At 60.6% G+C, this 19,113-nt stretch carries 20 protein-coding genes; 10 read left to right on the top strand and 10 right to left on the bottom strand.

Annotation, left to right across the window (positions count from 1 at the left end; translation table 11 throughout):
• Nucleotides 1-39: 39 nt before the first annotated feature.
• The 5 genes from Q5Y75_RS01530 to Q5Y75_RS01510 form a co-directional block, all read right to left on the bottom strand.
• On the bottom strand, nt 40-1,485 hold the full coding sequence (locus tag Q5Y75_RS01530) for an IS1182 family transposase (protein WP_306193678.1): 1,446 nt from the start codon (nt 1,483-1,485) through the stop codon (nt 40-42).
• 249 nt (nt 1,486-1,734) lie between these two features.
• Nucleotides 1,735-2,877 (bottom strand): 2OG-Fe(II) oxygenase, encoded by a 1,143-nt coding sequence (locus Q5Y75_RS01525; RefSeq protein ID WP_306193677.1) that lies wholly within the window; start codon nt 2,875-2,877, stop codon nt 1,735-1,737.
• Between the two features lie 195 nt (nt 2,878-3,072).
• The gene (locus Q5Y75_RS01520; protein WP_306193675.1) at nt 3,073-3,297 is read right to left on the bottom strand and encodes a hypothetical protein; all 225 of its coding nucleotides are present in this window, start codon (nt 3,295-3,297) and stop codon (nt 3,073-3,075) included.
• Between the two features lie 119 nt (nt 3,298-3,416).
• Nucleotides 3,417-4,271 (bottom strand): SDR family oxidoreductase, encoded by an 855-nt coding sequence (locus Q5Y75_RS01515; RefSeq protein ID WP_306193674.1) that lies wholly within the window; start codon nt 4,269-4,271, stop codon nt 3,417-3,419.
• Between the two features lie 33 nt (nt 4,272-4,304).
• A complete protein-coding gene (locus tag Q5Y75_RS01510; protein ID WP_306193673.1) occupies nt 4,305-4,886 on the bottom strand; it encodes a TetR/AcrR family transcriptional regulator in 582 nt (193 codons plus the stop codon).
• Nucleotides 4,887-5,068: 182 nt separating this feature from the next.
• On the opposite strand from Q5Y75_RS01510, the gene Q5Y75_RS01505 reads away from it, so the two are divergent.
• The gene (locus tag Q5Y75_RS01505) at nt 5,069-6,286 is read left to right on the top strand and encodes a bifunctional alpha/beta hydrolase/OsmC family protein (RefSeq protein ID WP_306193672.1); all 1,218 of its coding nucleotides are present in this window, start codon (nt 5,069-5,071) and stop codon (nt 6,284-6,286) included.
• A 166-nt stretch (nt 6,287-6,452) separates the two neighbouring features.
• A complete protein-coding gene (locus Q5Y75_RS01500; protein WP_306193671.1) occupies nt 6,453-7,253 on the top strand; it encodes a family 16 glycosylhydrolase in 801 nt (266 codons plus the stop codon).
• A gap of 69 nt (nt 7,254-7,322) precedes the next feature.
• On the opposite strand, the gene Q5Y75_RS01495 is transcribed toward Q5Y75_RS01500, so the two are convergent.
• Complete coding sequence (locus Q5Y75_RS01495) at nt 7,323-7,637, bottom strand: hypothetical protein (protein ID WP_306193670.1); 315 nt, start codon at nt 7,635-7,637, stop codon at nt 7,323-7,325.
• 10 nt (nt 7,638-7,647) lie between these two features.
• The gene (locus Q5Y75_RS01490) at nt 7,648-8,211 is read right to left on the bottom strand and encodes a hypothetical protein (RefSeq protein ID WP_306193669.1); all 564 of its coding nucleotides are present in this window, start codon (nt 8,209-8,211) and stop codon (nt 7,648-7,650) included.
• A 165-nt stretch (nt 8,212-8,376) separates the two neighbouring features.
• Here Q5Y75_RS01490 and Q5Y75_RS01485 point away from each other — a divergent pair, with 165 nt between their 5' ends.
• The gene (locus Q5Y75_RS01485; RefSeq protein ID WP_306193667.1) at nt 8,377-9,213 is read left to right on the top strand and encodes a glycosyl transferase; all 837 of its coding nucleotides are present in this window, start codon (nt 8,377-8,379) and stop codon (nt 9,211-9,213) included.
• A 3-nt stretch (nt 9,214-9,216) separates the two neighbouring features.
• On the opposite strand, the gene Q5Y75_RS01480 is transcribed toward Q5Y75_RS01485, so the two are convergent.
• Together Q5Y75_RS01480 and Q5Y75_RS01475 are read right to left on the bottom strand one after the other, a co-directional pair.
• The gene (locus tag Q5Y75_RS01480) at nt 9,217-9,648 is read right to left on the bottom strand and encodes a DUF6314 family protein (RefSeq protein WP_306193666.1); all 432 of its coding nucleotides are present in this window, start codon (nt 9,646-9,648) and stop codon (nt 9,217-9,219) included.
• On the bottom strand, nt 9,645-9,977 hold the full coding sequence (locus Q5Y75_RS01475) for a hypothetical protein (protein WP_306193664.1): 333 nt from the start codon (nt 9,975-9,977) through the stop codon (nt 9,645-9,647). The genes Q5Y75_RS01480 and Q5Y75_RS01475 overlap by 4 nt, the downstream gene beginning before the upstream one ends.
• 88 nt (nt 9,978-10,065) lie before the next feature.
• Here Q5Y75_RS01475 and purB point away from each other — a divergent pair, with 88 nt between their 5' ends.
• From purB to Q5Y75_RS01445, 6 genes are all read left to right on the top strand, one after another.
• The gene (purB, locus tag Q5Y75_RS01470) at nt 10,066-11,370 is read left to right on the top strand and encodes an adenylosuccinate lyase (RefSeq protein ID WP_306193663.1); all 1,305 of its coding nucleotides are present in this window, start codon (nt 10,066-10,068) and stop codon (nt 11,368-11,370) included.
• Between the two features lie 169 nt (nt 11,371-11,539).
• A complete protein-coding gene (locus tag Q5Y75_RS01465; protein ID WP_306193662.1) occupies nt 11,540-12,289 on the top strand; it encodes a class I SAM-dependent methyltransferase in 750 nt (249 codons plus the stop codon).
• A gap of 157 nt (nt 12,290-12,446) precedes the next feature.
• Entirely contained in the window at nt 12,447-12,611 is a 165-nt protein-coding gene (locus Q5Y75_RS01460) for a hypothetical protein (RefSeq protein WP_306193661.1), read from the top strand.
• A gap of 106 nt (nt 12,612-12,717) precedes the next feature.
• A complete protein-coding gene (locus Q5Y75_RS01455; protein WP_306193660.1) occupies nt 12,718-13,263 on the top strand; it encodes a tetratricopeptide repeat protein in 546 nt (181 codons plus the stop codon).
• 69 nt (nt 13,264-13,332) lie between these two features.
• Nucleotides 13,333-14,430 (top strand): flagellar motor switch protein FliG, encoded by a 1,098-nt coding sequence (locus Q5Y75_RS01450; RefSeq protein WP_306193658.1) that lies wholly within the window; start codon nt 13,333-13,335, stop codon nt 14,428-14,430.
• A gap of 106 nt (nt 14,431-14,536) precedes the next feature.
• Complete coding sequence (locus tag Q5Y75_RS01445) at nt 14,537-15,451, top strand: lysophospholipid acyltransferase family protein (RefSeq protein ID WP_306193657.1); 915 nt, start codon at nt 14,537-14,539, stop codon at nt 15,449-15,451.
• A gap of 4 nt (nt 15,452-15,455) precedes the next feature.
• On the opposite strand, the gene Q5Y75_RS01440 is transcribed toward Q5Y75_RS01445, so the two are convergent.
• Nucleotides 15,456-16,157, bottom strand: a complete 702-nt coding sequence (locus Q5Y75_RS01440; protein ID WP_306193656.1) for a DUF1223 domain-containing protein — start codon at nt 16,155-16,157, stop codon at nt 15,456-15,458.
• A 230-nt stretch (nt 16,158-16,387) separates the two neighbouring features.
• Between Q5Y75_RS01440 and acnA the strand changes: the two genes are divergently transcribed.
• Nucleotides 16,388-19,078 carry an aconitate hydratase AcnA gene (gene acnA / locus Q5Y75_RS01435; protein ID WP_306193654.1) on the top strand — a complete coding sequence of 897 codons (2,691 nt, stop codon included), beginning with the start codon at nt 16,388-16,390 and terminating at the stop codon, nt 19,076-19,078.
• Nucleotides 19,079-19,113 lie beyond the last annotated feature (35 nt).

Genomic DNA, 19,113 nt, shown 5'->3' with positions numbered 1-19,113 from the left:
TGGCGATCTATCTGTGCTGTTTGGCCGATCTGTCGCCGTTTAGGCCCTCATCGCTGCGATCAAGGTGGGGGTGCCGATGATCTTCATCACGCGGGTCATGTTATGGGCAAGGACGTGCAAGGCCATCTCGGCGGCGACGTTTTTCAGTCTTCGCATCTTGAAGTGCGTCGCACCCATCCAAGATTTGATCGTGCCGTAAGGATGTTCGACGGTCGTGCTGCGCACAGCCAGTTGGGTGGGATCTTTGTGTAGCCGTTGCTGAACATGTTCTAGAACATCTTCATGTTGCCACCGACGAATGCGGCGCTCCTTGCTGTTGGTGCATTTATCCTTGAGCACGCAGCCATCGCAGTTGCTCGACCAGTAGGTTCGGATCGCTTTGCCATCTTGCTGGCCCGTGAAGCGATAGATCAGTTGTTGGCCGGCCGGGCAGATGTAAGCGTCAGCCTCTGCGTCGTAGGCGAAGTGAGCTTTGTCGAATTGTCCCAGTGCACCAGCATTCGATGTCTGAGGCTTGGGAACAACCACCGCAACCCCAGCCTCTTCACAGGCGAGGATTTCCTCGCTTTTGCAATATCCTTTGTCAGCAATAGCCTCGAGCTGATCCGGAGCCATCGCGTCGCGTACAGCCACCGCCATCAGCGATAGAGCGTCCCGATCATAGCCCTGCATGGTCACCTTGTGCGCGACGATCAGATGGTTCTCCGCCTCAACCGCTGTCTGCACATTGCATCCAACCACGCGCGGCATGCGGGGCGTGGTTGCCATGGATCGCGCATCGGGATCACTCAACGAGACCTGTTTTTCCACCGTTTCATCCATGCGTTTCTCGATCGATCTATAGCGCGCCGCTTCTTTGCGGAGATGCTCCAGCTTCCGCAGAGCGCGTTCGATGCGCGCCCCTGGCAAAACCGTTCCGGTCTGCTCAAACACATCATCTGCGCGATCCAATTCACCCAGATAGGGCTCAATGGCTTTTTCGATCTCACTAAGCTTCTGACGCAGCTTACCGCGCGTGTAGTTTTTGGCTTTGGAAATGGCCGCCTTGAATCGGCTACCATCGATGGCCACCAGTTTCCCGTCCAGCAGATTGATGTCGCGGCAGAGTGCGACAAACTGCTGACACCCCTTACGGATCGCCGGTCCGTTGTCTTTCCTAAAGTCAGCAATCGTCTTGAAATCGGGCTTCAAGCGCCCGGGCAGCCAGATGAGTTCTAGATTGCGACCGCACTCGCGTTCCAGTCGCCGCGATGACTGAACCTGATCGAGGTAACCGTAAAGATAAATCCGAAGCATCAGCCCCGGATGATAGCCCGACCGCCCCGTCGCAGGCGGCGTTGCGTTGAAGCCAAGCGCAGCAAGATCAAGCATCTCCACAAACGCATCAATCGCCCGAACTGGGCTGCCCGTGCAAACATAATCGTCCAAACATTCAGGGAGCAACATCGCCTGATGTCGATCCACACCCTCAATAAATTGCCCCATGGAATGCCTCCGAAAGGAATGCCGAAATCATACCATCTCTCAGATCATCGTAGGAGTTTTCACACAGCCTCCGGACAAACCTGCCGTTCGACACTGCACCAATGAATAGCAGGTTTCGAAGGAATCTGAATTCCCAATTCAAACTGTCCGTCGACAGAGATCAAACGACTGCTTCATTCAGGTTCTCCGCTGACGGAAAACCAGTGTTTGGGGCGTGCCCAAAGGTCAGATTATCTGGCGCTTCACCACTCAGCCCGCAGGGCTGGGCGCAGTATCCCTGTAGGTCCCGACCTCTTCGCTGAGGTACTTGTTGTTCCGCTCGCGGATTTCTGCGGCCGCGTCATCATAGAGGAAGGGCAGGAAGGCATATCTCCTGCCGCGCGTGACCTTTGACACCGCATGCAACAGCGAACAGGAAAAGATGACCGCCCCGCCCGGAGGCGCCTTGAAACTGCGGGTTCCGTATTCCGGAAACGAGACCTCGCCACCATCAAAATCGGCATTGAGATTGATCGAGACGGCAAAGCGGCGATGCGCGGTGCCTTTGGTCGTGTTGTCGCGATGGGGCCTGAAATGCCCGCCATCCTCTGCCGAATAGCAAGAGACGATATAGCGCTCCATGCGGGTCACATGGAACTGATGGATCTTGGCGATCTCCGGTACAACACGGCGATTGACCCGGCCCTGCAATTCCCTGATCAACGCACTGTCCTCGATCTGGAAATCCCGCCGGCTCTTGTGCTTGCGGTCGATCTTGGCCACGGTCTTGCCGCCCTCGTCCCGCATGAACCCTGTCTCGGTCCCGCCATCCGCCTCATAGAGGCTGATCAGCCGGTCGCAAAGCTCTGCCTCGAAGACATTCGGCAGGACGATAATGGGTGCCTGAAGCTCCAGCCCCGAGAATCTCATAGGCGGCGGCAAGGCATCCAGATAGGCTGTCAGTTCGGCAATGTCGCTCTGGTCAGTCTTGAAGGTGATCAGCTTCATGACCCGCATGGTAGGATCGATCACAACCCAGAGACGCCGTATCTCTGGCGCTGGAGGCAGTTCGGTGGCATCCTTGTCCACCACCCCGTAGCGCCGACTGACGCTCAGATCGAGGTCGAGGAAAAAGCGGTAGCCAGGATATTGCTCCGTCAGTTGCGCAGGATCGTCGTCCGTGGGATCGATTGTGACACCAAAGAAGCTGGCAAACGTGTCGTCGAAAAGATCCGTGCGCTCGAACATCGCCTGCAATGCAGCCTGACCATGCGGGTCGCTAGCACTGCAAAAGAAGCACAGCACAAGATATCGGCCAGCGGCGGAATTGAACACGAATTGCGGGTTCTGGAAGGAACGTTGAACAAAGTCCGGGGCAACATCCCCAGGGAGCAGGTTTAAATATGTAGCCATCTCAAATACCGTGCGTTGAACACTGCCCCAACTTTAGGTCACAGCGCCGTTTCGGGCAAGATTCCCGTCAGCGCGGCCCGTCACGACCGGATCAGTTGGGCAGCAGGCAACACTCGACCCGCGGAATTCCGGTTAGATGGCCTTGCATCCGCAGGCGGAGCAGCGGGCAGGTCCGGTCCCTGCCCGCCGCAGAACTCACCGGGTCTCCGACCAGTTAGAGCTTTTCACATTACCATGCCAGTCTTCTGCTGCTGGCAGGGTCTGCGCGGTGTTGGGCGTAGGTTCAAACCTGTCCGGCGCGCCGCCATCGATCCCGGCGCCAAGCGCGATGCCAAGGCCCAGGGCGAGGACGGACCACAAGAAGGTCCTGCCCCGCTCCAGGCTGAGGCCGGTGTTTTTGTGAGCAATCATATCGTGCATATCCATATCTCCTCATCTGATCGTGAGATGAGGGACAGATAGAGATGGATTGCGCGTCACAAAAACGAATTAATGTTCACTTTCACATCACAAATGTTGATGTTATGGGTTAACCCGGTCTATAAACCCAGAAAATCCCGCATCACTTTCGCCTGCAGCTTCCGGCCGTCAGGGTCGGCTTCGGTCTTGAGGCGGCACAGGTCTTCGGCCCAGTCCGAAGTCCGGGCGCGGATCGGCGGGGTCTCGGCCTCCATGCAGCGTATCACCACCTCCGCCACCTCATCCGCGCTCTGATAGGCCGTGTCGCCGCGCGCCTGTGAGCCGCTGATGTAGCTTTGCAGGATGGGCAGGTATTCATCCTCCAGCATGCCACCGGTCTCGCTGACCTGTTTCAGCACCGAATTGGCGAACTCGGTCTGGATGCCGCCGGGCTCAACCACGGTGAAGTTGATCCCGAAATGCGGAGTGACATAACAGGCCAGCGCCTCGGTATAGCCTTCAACGGCGAATTTGGCGGCGCAGTAGATCTCGTTGAAGGGCTGACCGACCAGCCCGCCGACCGAGCCGATATTGATGATATGGCCGCAGCGCGCCGCGCGCATATGCGGGAGCGCCGCCTTGGTGCAGCGCAAGACGCCGGTGAAGTTCACGTCCACCACCCAATGCACATCCGCCATCTCGGCCTGTTCGGTCGAGCGGACATAACCCGCGCCCGCATTGTTGATCAGCACATCGATCCGCCCCTCACTCGCGATGACCTGCGCCATCGCCGCTGCCACGCTGGCATCGTCCTGAACGTCCAGTTGCAGGCACTCCACCGAGACACCGGCCGCAGCCACAGCCGCGTCCAGGCCGGCGCGCTTGTCCAGATTGCGCATGCTGGCATAAACCTTGTGCCCGGCCTGCGCCGCCTGCACCGCGAGGCTAACACCCAGACCGGTCGAGGCCCCCGTTATCAGGATTACTTTGCTCATTTTTTCATATCCTTATAGATCGACGCTCATGTTTTACTGACCCTCAGCACAGATCGACCGCCAGACCCTTTCATAGGTCAGGTCGATCTCTGCCTGACTCGGGTGTTCGTTCGTCATCAGCGCCATGCGCGCCAGATGCATCGCCGGGGCGACCAGCAGCACGGTCACCGTTCGCACCGGCAGAGGCGCAAGGGTTCCGTCGTCGATGGCCGCTTGCAGCATGGCGCGAATCTCGTCCTGCATATGCGCGATCGAGCTGCTTTGCATCGGGCTCAGCACCTGTGCCGCACCGGCATATTCGACAAACAGGAAGGCCTGCGGGTTGGCGCGGACATAGTCGAACATGTCCTTCCACATACGGCGGATCATGGCGCGCGAGCTTGGTTCCTCCTGCGCGGCGACCATGATGGCTTGGAACTCGGTCTTGATTTCGAGGTAGAGCGCTTGCAGCATCTGCTCCTTGCTGTCGAAATGCAGGTAGAGCGTTCCGGGCGCGACCCTTGCGCGTTTGGCCACGGCCGCCATCGAAACCGCGCCAATCCCCTTTTCCGCTACTTCCTGCAACAGGGCGGTGCGAATGGCGCTGCGGATCTGATCTTTACTGGGTCTGGGCATCGAGTCACGTATTAGAGAAATGAATATTCATTTCTCTAATATCGCCCATCAACTGCGCGTACAAGACCGGCAGCAGCTACGAGCGGGTTAACGCCAATGCACGGTGGCGTGAACAGGCGGCTTGCCTCTTGGAATCTGATCGCCTCGACGCCAGTCTCTGATGGAAAGCGAGAGGATCACCCATGCCCACTGAACGCATCACATTTGCCGGTCATGACGGCAGCCAGCTTGCTGCGCGGCTTGATTTGCCGGACGGGCCGGTTCTGGCCACCGCGCTTTTTGCCCATTGCTTCACCTGTTCCAAGGACATCCCGGCGGCGCGGCGCATCGCGGCGCGGCTGGCAATGATGGGGATCGCGGTGCTGCGGTTCGATTTCACCGGGCTGGGCCATTCTGGGGGTGAGTTCGAAAACACCAGCTTCACCTCGAATGTGCAGGATCTGGTGGCTGCCGCGCAGTATCTTGCGGGCCGCAACATGGCCCCGGCCCTGCTGATCGGCCATTCGCTGGGCGGCGCGGCGGTGCTGCGGGCGCGGGCAGGCATCCCTTCGGTCAAGGGCGTGGTGACATTGGGCGCGCCGGCTGATCCCGGCCATGTCTCGCACCATTTCGAGGACGCGTTGCCACAGATCGAGGCCGAGGGCGTGGCCGATGTCACCCTTGGCGGGCGCCCCTTCCGGATCGGCAGGCAATTTGTCGAGGATATCGCGCAGGCACGGTTGGAACCCGCCATCGCCGAGTTGAATGCCGCCCTTCTGGTCCTGCACGCACCGCTGGATGATACCGTCAGCATCGACAATGCCGCGCAGATCTTTCTAGCCGCCAAACACCCCAAGAGCTTTGTGACGCTGGACGACGCCGATCACCTGATCACCCGCCAGGGGGATGCTGATTATGCCGGAGAGGTCATCGCCGCCTGGGCCGCACGCTATGTCAACCTCTCGCCCCCAGCCCCGCCACCGGGCGCACCCGAAGGCGTCGTGCGGGTGACAGAGGCCGACCCGGCAGGTTTCAGGCAGGATGTGCAATCGGGCCCCGATCATCACGCGGTGGCGGATGAGCCCGCCTCCTATGGCGGCACCAATAGCGGCATGTCGCCTTATGGCTTTGTCTCTGCCGGTCTGGGCGCCTGCACCTCGATGACGATCCGCATGTATGCCCGCCGCAAGCGCTGGCCGCTGGAAGGGGTCAGCGTCGATATCTTCCACAACAAGGTCCACGCCCAGGATGCCGAGGCCGCAACCCGCGGCAAGGTCGACGAGTTCCGCCGGATCATCCGCCTCGACGGGCCGCTGAACGCGGAACAGCGCGCCAAACTGCTGGAGATCGCCGACAAATGCCCGGTGCACCGGACACTTGAAGGCTCCTCACATGTGGTGACCGAGTTGGTGGCTGGTTAGCACAACACACCAAGAGCCCGGGGCGACTTAGGCGAGGATCAAACTTGCAATGTGACAAAGGCGCAGACCTGGGATGCAGTTGGGCCTATATAATGATCGATGCGGATTGGCATCCTCATGGATGCCGAACCAGTTGTTTTGTGATGTTCACTTGGGATGCGTTTCTATGCTTTTATCCAGATTTTTCTCGAATGCGACTGTGGGAATGTTTGCCCTGGTCACCCCTCTCGCTGCGGAAACAACATCAAATCACGCCGAAACGCCGGAGACGGGGTTCATTTCCTACGGGGATGATCTGAATTCTGACAGGTGGTACATCTCGAAATACAACAACGAAGCCTCATGGCTCGACACGGTCTGGACCCGCGACGCGGTGGAGTACGATCCGAAGGATGGCGCGCTTGTGTTATCGCTTTCGCCCGCGCCATCCAGCACCGGAAAATCCTATCAAGGTGGCGAGGTACAGCTGCGTCAGCAGACCTCCTTCGGTCGCTATGAGGTGATCATGACAGCTGCCCCGGGGGACGGGGTCGTGTCGTCCTTTTTCACCTATACGGGCCCGCATTTCGAGACACCGCATGATGAAATCGACTTTGAGTTTCTGGGGCGAAACACAACCGAGGTCTGGTTGACCGCCTTTGTTGAGGGCGAGAAGAAACCCGGTCAGGCGGTCGATCTTGGATTTGACGCCACCGAGGGGCCGCATCTCTATGCGTTTGATTGGCAACCTGACAGCCTGACCTGGTATGTAGACGGGCGGGAATTGCTGCACGTAACCACTGAGGACGCTCCGATCCCGTCCCTTCCCCAGAAGATATTCATCAACATCTGGGTTGGAGGCGAGGGGCAACACGATTGGACCGGCGCGGCAGCAGCAAACACAAGGAGCAGCGCGCGCTACTACTGTATTTCCTACCGCCCGCCGGGTGCGGATACGCCGCAATGCTCGAACTGGTCACCGCAGTGAGGTGATCGCCACGCTTCGCACAGTTGCCTCGGGCTCAAGCGGAGCGCATGGCCCAACCCTCGGGGTCACCTAACGCCGCCCGCCGCGCGCGGGCATCGGGCGGGCCACCGGCGGGCGGTGCACCGGTGGACGCGCGACCGGCGGTCTTGCCACGGGCGGGCGTGCAATTGGCGGCTTGGCGATGGGCGGCACCGGTCGGTTCGGCGGATCAGGACGCTCGGGCCGATCGGGGCGATCCGGCTGATCAGGCGGGCGCGGATAGCCGTAGTAATAGTCGTTCCACAGCATCGAATCGTAATAACCGCCGGTGCTGGCCCCGACATAGACACCATCGCAGCCCGCCAGACCAAGAAGCCCGAGAGCAAGAACAAGCTTTTTCAACATCTTACCCTCCTTACCTGATCGCCCGGAACGAGCTGTAGATCGCATTTACATCGTTGACCAATTCCGGGTTCGCCCCGTTCTCGATCACCGCAAGCGAGATCGCGACCCGGTTGGTGGGCAGATCGATCAAAAGGGCGGTGAAGCTGACAGCCCGCCCATCGCGCCGCCCGATTCCGGTGATGCGGTGGGTTGGCAGCCCGCCCAATGTGATGGATGTGCGCTCGGTCACCTCTGGTTCCTTGACCAGCGATCTGCCGATACCCGCCAGATAGTCTTCGGCCTGATCCAGCGTGCTGATGCCGTTGGGTGACAGGAAGCCAACCCAGACGCCTTTGTCCGCCACCGGCTCCATCCCGATCACACGGTTGATCAGCCGCGCCTCGCCGGTTTCGGGGGCGGTGATGGCACGGGGGCCTCCGGCGCGCACCTGCCAGAAATCCGGGGCGCTCAGCCGGAACAGGGCCCGCCCGTCGCTTTCATAGGTCAGGGGCATATCCGCAAGCGCGGCACCGGGCAGCCCCGCAAGAAGCGCGGCGCAAATGGCACGGCGGAGAAGCGTTTTGGCAGGTCGCATGAAACTCACTTTCGTTAATCGGTTAACGTGATCATTGACCGTCAAGCGCAACCTGTAAATGTTTAATATCGCTGGAAACACCGTGCCATGGCGCAAGGCGCGCACGGTCGCGCCCGCCATCTTTCGTTCTTGCTGAAACGCAGGGCGGCTGCTAGCCCTGCCCTCATGGACAAGCAGATCGTATGCATCAACTGGGGCACGAAATACGGCGCGCCTTACATCAATCGTCTCTATGAGATGGTACGCGCCAATATCACGCCGCCTTTCCGTTTTGTCGCCTTCACCGACACGCGCGAGGGGGTTCATCCCGACATTGTCTGCTTTGATCTGCCCGAAATGCCGGGCTTCATGCCCGAACGCACCATCGGTCAATGGCCAAAATCACGCCTCTGGGCGCCTGAGTTGGGCGATCTGAAGGGGCCATTCCTGTTCCTCGATCTGGATGTGGTTATCACCGGGTCGCTGGACCCGTTTTTCGAGTTCGGTTCGGAAGAGGATGTCGTCCTCGCCCGCAACATCACCAAGCCGCTGCACAAGCTGGGGCAGACCTCGATCTATCGCATGCCTGTCGGGGCGCTGGCGCCGCTGCAGGCGCAATTTGCCGCCGACCCTCAAGCCGTTGCGGATAAATACCGGTTTGAGCAGCATTTCGTCACCAAGAACGCTCCAAACGGGATCAAGTTCTGGCCAAGCGGCTGGGTGCGCCATTTCCGGATCGAGTGCATCCCGACCTTCCCGCTGAACTATTTCAAGCCGTCGCGCCCGCCCAAAGGCACGCGCGTGGTGATCTTTGCGGGCTCGCTCAACCCGCCGGACGCCATTGCCGGGCGCTACCATCCCAGTTACGCGTTCCTGCCGCCCTGGCAGCATATCAAGCGGTCGCTGAAATCGCACCGAAAGCTGAGATATCTGCGCCAGTTCATGTGGCCTGCGGATTGGGTCAAAGAGATCTGGGACAAGGCCGATCGCGCCTGGCAAAGCGCGCTTGAGGCGAAGAAGTAGCGCTTAGCTGCCCCGCAGCCGCGCATAAAGGCTTTTCATGACATAAGACTTGCGCGGCCCCGAGACGGTCCAGACCACCGACCAGCGGGGCCAGTCGCTAAAGTCATATGCCGCGTCATAGCTGTCGGGCGGGCAATCGTGATGATCGCGTGGGCTGTCCTGCCTTAGCGCCAGATGGTGAAAGAACCGACCATCCTCGAAGCGAATGTCGATGCCGCCCTGCCCCTGCTGCCAGAGGTAGCGCCGTGTGGCCTGCATCGGCGCCTGCCCGGGCACTTGCAGGCGCAGCGCCTCGTCATAGAGCAGCGCGCCACCCTCCCAGACCAGTGAGGCGGTGCCCTCGGCGCTCAACACCTGCCCGGCCTTCGCATCGGTGATCTCACGCGTGATGCGCCAATTGCCAGCGAAGTCACCAAGGCTCTGCGGCAGGCTCATTCCACATAGGTCCCGTCGGTCAGGTCGCCGCCCGCGCCGATGAAGCGGATCACATCACCCTTCTGTTCGATATTATAGCAGGCCCAGATATCCGAGGGCGGCCAGACCGAGCAATACTGATCCCCCCGCACCGCCCATCTGCCAGTGCTGGGACCGTTCGAAAAATACTGCGTCTGCATTGATGACTCGAATATCTGCGTCGCGCCACCCTCATAGGTCAGCTTGCGGTCCGTTAAGGCGGCCAGAATCTCGTCCCCGCTCAGCATGCGGAACTCTTCCGCAGCCAAACTGCCCGGCACCAGCGCCAAAATCAGGGCAAACCGCCTCATATCCACTCTCCTGCCTTGTCCGCGCGTCATCACGGGTCTATGACCCGCCCCGTATCCGCATGCCAATCACAAAAAGGTGCCGCTGCCAATGATCCCGCGTTATTCCCGTCCCGATATGGTCGCCATCTGGTCGCCCGAGACCAAGTTCCGCATCTGGTACGAGATCGAGGCGCATGCCTGCGATGCGATGGCCGATCTGGGCGTGATCCCGCGCGAGAATGCCGAGGCCGTCTGGAAAGCCAAGGATGTGGAATTTGACGTGGCCCGCATTGACGAGATCGAAGCGGTGACCAAGCATGACGTGATCGCCTTCTTGACCCATCTGGCCGAACATGTGGGCAGCGACGAGGCGCGTTTTGTGCATCAGGGCATGACCTCTTCCGACGTGCTGGACACCTGTTTCAACGTCCAGCTCACCCGCGCCGCAGATATCCTGATCGAGGATATGAAAGGGCTGCTCGCCGCCCTGAAGCGACGCGCTTATGAGCATAAAGACACGGTGCGTATCGGCCGCAGCCATGGTATCCATGCCGAGCCCACCACGATGGGTCTGACCTTCGCCCGTTTCTATGCCGAGATGGACCGCAACCTGAACCGGCTGGAGAAAGCCCGCTATGAGATCGCAACCGGCGCAATCTCCGGCGCGGTCGGCACCTTCGCCAATATCGATCCAGCGGTCGAGGAACATGTCTGCGCCAAGCTGGGCCTTGAGCCGGAACCGATCAGCACGCAGGTGATCCCGCGCGACCGGCATGCCGCCTTCTTTGCCGCGCTCGGCGTTGTGGCCTCGTCCATCGAAAACGTGGCCACCGAAATCCGCCACATGCAGCGCACCGAAGTACTGGAGGCCGAGGAATTCTTCTCAAAAGGCCAAAAGGGTTCGTCAGCGATGCCGCACAAGCGCAACCCGGTCCTGACCGAGAACCTGACCGGTCTGGCCCGTCTGGTGCGCATGGCGGTTGTTCCGGCGATGGAAAACGTGGCGCTCTGGCACGAACGCGACATCTCTCACAGCTCTGTCGAGCGCAATATCGGCCCTGATGCGACGATCACGCTCGATTTCGCGCTGGCACGCCTGACGAGCGTTATCGATAAGCTGGTGGTCTACCCAGAAAACATGATCGCCAATATGAACAAGTTCCGCGGCCTGGTGATGAGCCAACGCGTATTGCTGGCCCTGACCCAGGCCGGTGTCAGCCGCGAGGACGCTTACAAGCTGGTGCAGCGCAACGCGATGAAGGTCTGGGAAGAAGGCAAGGATTTCAAGACCGAACTGCTGGGCGACGCGAATGTGACGGCGGCGCTAAGCCCAGACGAGATCGAAGAAAAATTCGATCTGGGCTATCACACCAAACATGTCGACACGATCTTCAAACGGGTCTTCAAAGACTAGAACATAAGCATCGGGTTGGGCCACCTTCTCGACTCGGTGCACGGCCCGTCATCTGCAGGTTTCATTGCTGCAGTGTTAAACCTTCTTCATGCGGATGCGCGCGCCTTGTGATTGCGCCCCGCCTCGCCATCTGAGACGCGACACTCGCACGAAGAAGGGGCACAAAGCCATGGCGTATTTCAACCACAACACCGAAGCATATCTGAACACGGAGGTCCGGGCCGCAGACCAGCACGACCGCGACCTCTTCGCCACCCATACGCTGATGGAGACGATTGGGGACCCAAACGGCAAGACCGTGATCGACCTGTGCTGCGGCGACGGGCGGCTGGGTTGGAAGCTGCTTGAGATGGGCGCGAAATCGGTGATCGGCGTCGATATCTCGCGCGAAATGCTGAAACGCGCGGGAGATCAGCGCAAGGTGCTGCCGCTGCACATGCGGGAACGCATCCGCTTCGTTCAGGCGGATCTGCGGAAATCGACGCTCAAACTGCCGCAGGCCGACATCGTCACCGGGCTTTATGTCCTGCATTACGCCGACTCGCCCGAGGCCATCAGCGGCATGGGTCGGTTCATTGCCCGTCATATGAAGCCGAACGCGACCTGCGCGATGGTGACCCTGAACCCCGATATTGACCCCAACGCGGATCATTCTGCGGCACAGGCCGAAGAAGGGGTTCATATCACCTTCAGCGACGGCCCCGAAAGCCACATGCGTATCGGCGAATTCAGCTGTCCAATCTGGCGCTGGACCCGCGATGTGCTGGAACCGAATCTGACGGATGCCGGTCTGCAGAGCTTTGATTGGCAGGCATGCGACCTGCCCTATTCGCGCCCTGACCTGCGCACGCGCTATGCTGAATGGCTGCGCAACCCGCAATGCGTTGTGTTCTCGGCCCGCCCGGCGCCCGTGGCCTGATGATTTCAGGCGTGTCACCGCCAATACCGGCGGTGACCGCTGCGCTCGCCCCAGCCCGGATCGGCCGATACCGGCGGTCCCGCGACCAGCCCGCGACAAGTCGCCCAAAAGATGTTATGGTCGCCTCGTAACTGCGATACAGGGAAGGAGCGCGACCATGAAACTCCGCATCATCATGACCGCAACCGTGCTGAGCCTTGCGCCCGGCCTGGCGCTGGCGATGGGCTGCAATTATGGCCATGACCAGCAAACCCAGTCCTGTGCGCCCGGAACAGTCTGGGACGCTGACAGCCAGAGCTGCGCCCCTATTGTAAATAGCTGACAGAGACCTCACCTTAGTTTGAAGCACCGGGATCAATTCTGGTGCTTCACTTTTGATGAAATGCACTACCTTGGTTCCAAGTTGATTTGTTATTAGGAGTCTCCCGATGCGTATCCTTCTCGCCGTGGCGCTTGCGCTGCCCAGCTATGTTGCAATGCCCCATGCCGGATTGGCCGCAGGCAGCGGCTCAAACCCTCCCAAGCCCACCAACACCACCCGCAAATGCCTGTTTGGTCGCGTCTGGGATAAGAATGCGGGTCGGTGCCTGAAACCGAACAAAACCAATTTCAGCGATGACTCGCTGTATGACGCGGTGCGGGAACTGGCCTATAATGGGCAGTATGAGCACGCGCAGACCGCCTTGTCCGAGATGCGCGATCAGCAGGATGACCGGGTCCTGACCTATTGGGGATTCACCTATCGCAAGATGGGCGAGATCGACCTAGCCAACATGTTCTATGAGCAGGCGATCGACGCCAATCCCGACAATCTTCTGGCGCGCAGCTATATGGCGCAGGGTTTTGTCGAAGAAGGCAAGACCGATCTGGCCGTCGCTCAATGGCGCGAGATCAAGGCGCGTGGCGGTGAAGGCAGCTGGGCCGAGGTCTCGTTGCGCGATGCCATCCGCACCGGGCTGACTTACAGCTACTGAGTTTCAGGGTTTCTTTACGCCCCCTGACCTATCCTGTCCGCGACAGACCTCAATGGATGACGCGGACAGATGCAGCACGATACCGCCTTGATGCCGCTTGGCATGAACACTGTGGAACCCGGCGCGGCGTACGCGCCGTCCGATAAGCGGGTGCCGCGCCGACTGGACGGGCGCGAAAAGGCCGCCGTGATCGTGCGGCTTTTGCTGACCGAAGGGGCCGATATCCCGATTGAGGACCTGCCGGAAGATCTGCAGGAAATCCTGACCCATCAGATGGCGGGCATGGGTCTGATCGACCGCTTGACGCTGGACGCGGTGGCGCATGAATTTGTCGAGGCGCTTGAGGGGGTTGGCCTGTCCTTCCCGCATGGTATCGCAGATGCGCTCACCGCGATGGATGGCAAGATCGCTCCCGGCACCGCCGCGCGCCTGCGCCGCGCTGCTGGCGTGCAGCAGACCGGTGATCCCTGGCCGAAGCTGCGCAAACTCGATGCGGCAGAACTGGCCGGTTTCGCCCAGAGCGAAAGCACCGAAGTGGCCGCCGTGCTGCTGTCAAAGCTCGACACGCCCAAGGCCGCCGAGTTGCTGGGCCTGCTGCCCGGCCCGGTCGCACGCCGGATCACCTACGCGATTTCGCGCACCACCCATATCTCGCCCGACGCGGTGGACCGGATCGGTCGCGCGCTGCTGGCGCAGTCCGAGACACGCCCGCCCACCGCCTTCGAAGACCGGCCCGAAAAGCGGGTCGGGGAAATACTCAATCAATCCCCATCCGCCACCCGCGATCAGGTGCTGACGGCGCTCGACGAAGAGGATTCCGATTTCGCCACCTGCGTGCGCAAGGTTCTGTTCACCTTTGCCGATATCGCCCGGCGTATCGCCCCCAAGGATGCCACCACCGTGGCGCGCGCGGTCGAGCAGGACGTGCTGGTGACCGCATTGGTGGCGGCCAGTGAGCCCGATGATGTCAGCACTGCGGAATTCCTGCTCAGCAACATGACCAGCCGCATGGCCGATGCCCTGCGCGAGGAGATGGCCGAGAAAGGCAAGGTCAAGCAGGCCGCCGGTGAACAGGCCATGACCGCCATTGTCGCCGCCATCCGCACGCTGGAACAGGAGGGCGGCCTGACGCTGCTGTCCCCCGACGAGGAGGAGGAAGACGGCTGAGCGCAGCCGCCAGACGACCTCCGGCGCGCCATTCGTGACGCTTGTGATCGCGAGTTCGGGTCTATATGTTTGATCGAACAAAAGAAACAGGCGATGAGACGGCAGGATGCCCGCAGAAAAGTCGGAACTGAGCAAATCCAAACTGGCCGGATATTATGTCGCGAACCTGTTCCTTCAGGCCATGATCGCAGGCCTGCGGTTGTTGCCATATGAAGCCAGACTGGCGGCGATGGGGCGCATCACGCGGGCGGTCTCGCCGCTGGTGGGCTTTCGCAAACGGGTCGAAAACAACCTCAATCTGGTCTGCCCGGACCTGCCCGAAGCGGAGCTCAAGCGCATCTGCAGCGCCGTGCCCGACAATGCCGGGCGCGCCATTATGGAACATTTCTCACCCGAGGAGTTCACCGAGCGCCAGAAAAACGCCAAGGTCAGCGGCCCCGGCATCGCCGCCTTCGAGACAGCGCTGGCCGAGGGCAAGCCGGTGATGATGATCACCGCTCACTTCGGCCATTACCTGGCGGCGCGGATCGCCCTGCAATCGCGCAACGGCAAGCCCATTGGCTGCCTCTATCGCCGCATGGCCAATCCCTATTTCAACGACGCCTATGTCGATGCCTTCCTGCGCACCGGCGAGCCGATGTTCGAACAGGGACGCCGCGGCATGATGGAAATGGTACGCTCGCTGAAAAAGGGCGGCATCATCGCCATCGTTTCAGACCTGCACGCCCATGGTGGCGAGGAGCTGATGTTCTTTGGCAAGCCTGCCGTCACCTCGGTGCTGAATGCCGAACTGGCGATGAAATACAAAGCGGTGATGATCCCCTGTTATGCCATCCGCCAGCCCAATGGCGCGGATTTCGAGATCGTGCTGAACGAGCCCGTTCCCCATTCCGACCCCAAAACCATGACGCAATACATCAATGATGATCTTGAGGCGCAGGTGCGCCAGCATATGGGCCAGTGGTTCTGGATTCACCGCCGCTGGAAGCCCTGGTACGGGCTGGGCGTGCAGGACGCCTGAGCCCTTAGTCGACCCGCGTCGCTGCCACGATCGGGCCATGCCCGGCGGCCTGAACCAGCACAACGGCGGGCAGATCGCCCGCAAGCGCGGCGTTCAATTCAACAGGTCCAGCCCCGTCCCACTGCCCGACCTGATCCCAGCTCTCGACCACATTGGCATAATCCAGTTCGTGCCCCGCCAACTCGCCCCGCCGGATCGAGGCGTGCTTCATCGGCGTATAGCGCACCAGCTGCACCATATAGGTCCCCTGCGCAGCACCTTCATAAGGGGCGACCGAGATCGACACGGCATCGCCCTCCCGCGTTGCGGTAACCATCGCCGTGTCGGGCGCGGCACGATGCGCCTCAATCAGGCCCATCAGTTCCCCTTCGCGGGCGCCGACCACATCCTCCTGCCCGGCAACGATCATCTGTGGGGTATAGATCATCGTCCGCCCGCCGCTGCGCGCGTAGCCCTGCTGGCGTTTGGTATGGGCAGGATCAGCATATTCGTCCTTCCAGCCGATATAGTCCCAGTAATCCACATGCAGCGCCAGCCCGATCACATCGTCACGCTTGGCCAGCTTGTGCATCATCGCATCCGCTGGCGGGCACGAGGAACAGCCTTGCGAGGTATAAAGTTCCACCACCACAGGGTTTTCCCCGGCCACAAGCGGGGCGGCGAGGCTGGTGAACAGAATGGCAAGGCTGGCGGTCAGGGTTTTCATGATAAGGCTTTCGGCTTTTTGCTCCTTTCGATCTAGCGGCCCGCGCGCGGTTTGACGAATCAAGGATTCTTGAAAATCGGTGAGCGGCATCTCCCCATTGGCAAATTTGTGTGCCATGGTATACAAAAATGCTGCATCTGGTCGCTTGATCCTTGAAGTGTGATCCTGCCTGATGCAGATACCCATCAGCGAATCCCGCAATCCACCGCAATTGAGAGGGAGGCCATCAGATGCCCATCAAAGTTGGACAGGATACCGCCAAGACACGCCGCAGCCTGAGCGTGAATGGCAAGACCATCAACTATTACTCGATACCCGCCGCGCAGGATGCCGGTCTGGGCGATTTTTCCCGCCTTCCCGCCGCGCTTAAGGTGGTGCTGGAAAACATGCTGCGGTTCGAGGATGACGGCTTCTCAGTCTCGGTCGACGACATCCGGGCCTTTGGTGAATGGGGCGCGCAGGGCGGCAAGAACCCGCGCGAGATCGCCTATCGCCCGGCCCGCGTCCTGATGCAGGATTTCACCGGCGTTCCGGCGGTGGTCGATCTGGCGGCGATGCGCGACGGGATCGTGGGCCTGGGCGGCGACGCACAGAAGATCAACCCGTTGAACCCGGTGGATCTGGTCATTGACCACTCGGTCATGATCGACGAGTTCGGCAACCCGCGCGCCTTCCAGATGAATGTGGACCGCGAATATGAGCGCAACATGGAGCGCTACCAGTTCCTGAAATGGGGCCAGAGCGCGTTCAACAACTTCCGCGTTGTGCCCCCCGGCACCGGTATCTGCCATCAAGTGAATCTGGAATATCTGGCCCAGACCGTCTGGACCGATACCGACCAGAACGGGGATGAGGTCGCCTATCCCGATACGCTGGTGGGCACCGACAGCCACACCACCATGGTCAATGGCGCCGCGGTTCTGGGCTGGGGCGTTGGCGGGATCGAGGCCGAGGCCGCGATGCTGGGCCAGCCGATCTCGATGCTGATCCCCGAGGTTGTGGGCTTTGAGCTGACCGGCGATCTGGTCGAGGGCACCACCGGGACCGATCTGGTTCTGAAGGTCGTGGAAATGCTGCGTGAAAAGGGCGTCGTGGGCAAATTCGTCGAATTCTACGGCAGCGGTCTGGACCGTCTGCCGCTGGCGGATCGCGCAACCATCGCCAATATGGCGCCTGAATATGGCGCGACCTGTGGCTTCTTCCCAATCGACGGCGAGACCATCCGCTACCTGCGCAACACTGGCCGTGACGAAGACCGCATCGCGCTGGTCGAGGCTTATGCCAAGGAAAACGGCTTGTGGCGCGATGCTCATTACGCACCGATCTACACCGATACGCTCAGCCTTGACATGGGCACCATCGTTCCGGCGATTTCCGGCCCCAAGCGCCCGCAGGATTACGTGGCGCTGACCGATGCCAAAGCGGCCTTCACCAAAGAAATGGCAGAGACCTTCAAGCGCCCCATGGGCAAGGAAGTTGCCGTAAAAGGCGAAGATTACACGCTGGAATCGGGCAAGGTGGTGATCGCCTCAATCACGTCCTGCACCAACACCTCGAACCCCTATGTGATGATCGGTGCCGGCCTTGTGGCACGCAAAGCGGCTGCGCTGGGGCTGAACCGAAAACCATGGGTGAAAACCTCGCTCGCGCCCGGATCGCAGGTTGTCAGCGCCTATCTTGAGGCGGCTGGCCTGCAGGAAGATCTGGACAAGGTCGGCTTCAACCTCGTGGGTTATGGCTGCACCACCTGTATCGGCAACTCCGGGCCGATTCAGGCGGAACTGTCCGAAGCGATTGCCGAAGGCGATCTGGTCGCCACCTCGGTCCTATCAGGCAACCGCAACTTTGAAGGCCGGATCAGCCCGGATGTGCGCGCCAACTATCTGGCCTCACCGCCGCTTGTGGTGGTCTATGCGCTGGCCGGGACCATGGATATCGACCTGACCTCGGAACCGATTGGCACCGACAAGGACGGCAACGACGTCTTTATGAAAGACATCTGGCCGACCCAGAAGGAAATCGCCGATCTGGTCCAGCAGACCGTGACCCGCGACGCGTTCCAGTCGAAATACGCCGATGTCTTCAAAGGTGACGAGAAATGGCAGTCGGTCGAAACCACCGATGCAGAGACCTATGACTGGCCGCCGACCTCGACCTATATCCAGAACCCGCCCTATTTCCAGGGCATGGGGACGGAGCCTGGCACGATCTCGAACATTGACGGGGCCAAGGTGCTGCTGATTCTCGGCGACATGGTCACCACCGACCACATCTCGCCCGCAGGCTCGTTTGCCACCACCACCCCGGCGGGGACTTATCTGACCGACCGGCAGGTGCAGCCGCGAGAGTTCAACTCCTACGGTTCACGCCGGGGCAATCACGAGATCATGATGCGCGGCACTTTCGCCAATATCCGCATCAAGAACGAGATTCTGGATGGGGTCGAGGGCGGCTATACCAAAGGCCCCGATGGCGCGCAGACCTCGATCTATGATGCGGCCATGGCCTATCAGGATCAGGGCACTCCGCTGGTCGTGTTTGGTGGCGAGCAATATGGCGCGGGCTCCAGCCGTGACTGGGCCGCCAAGGGCACCGCGCTGCTGGGCGTCAAGGCCGTGATCGCCGAAAGCTTCGAGCGTATCCACCGCTCCAACCTGGTGGGCATGGGCGTGATCCCGTTCGAGTTCACCGGCGGCGACACCCGCAAGACACTGGGCCTGAAAGGCGATGAAACCGTTTCGATCCACGGGCTGGACAGTGTCGAGCCGCTGCAGGACGTGCCCTGCACCATCACCTATGGCGATGGCAGCGAGAAGACCATCACACTGAAATGCCGGATCGATACCGCGCCCGAGATCGAATATATCGAACATGGCGGCGTGCTGCAGTACGTGCTGCGCAATCTGGCCAAGGCCAGCTGAGCCGGTCCGATATCCGCTTGACGGGCGCCCCACGG

Origin of the sequence: Ruegeria discodermiae (genome assembly GCF_030758345.1) — a bacterium.
GTDB lineage: Bacteria > Pseudomonadota > Alphaproteobacteria > Rhodobacterales > Rhodobacteraceae > Ruegeria_C.
The sequence above is the reverse complement of the archived record's forward strand: the minus strand, read 5'-3'. Positions and strand labels throughout refer to the sequence as shown.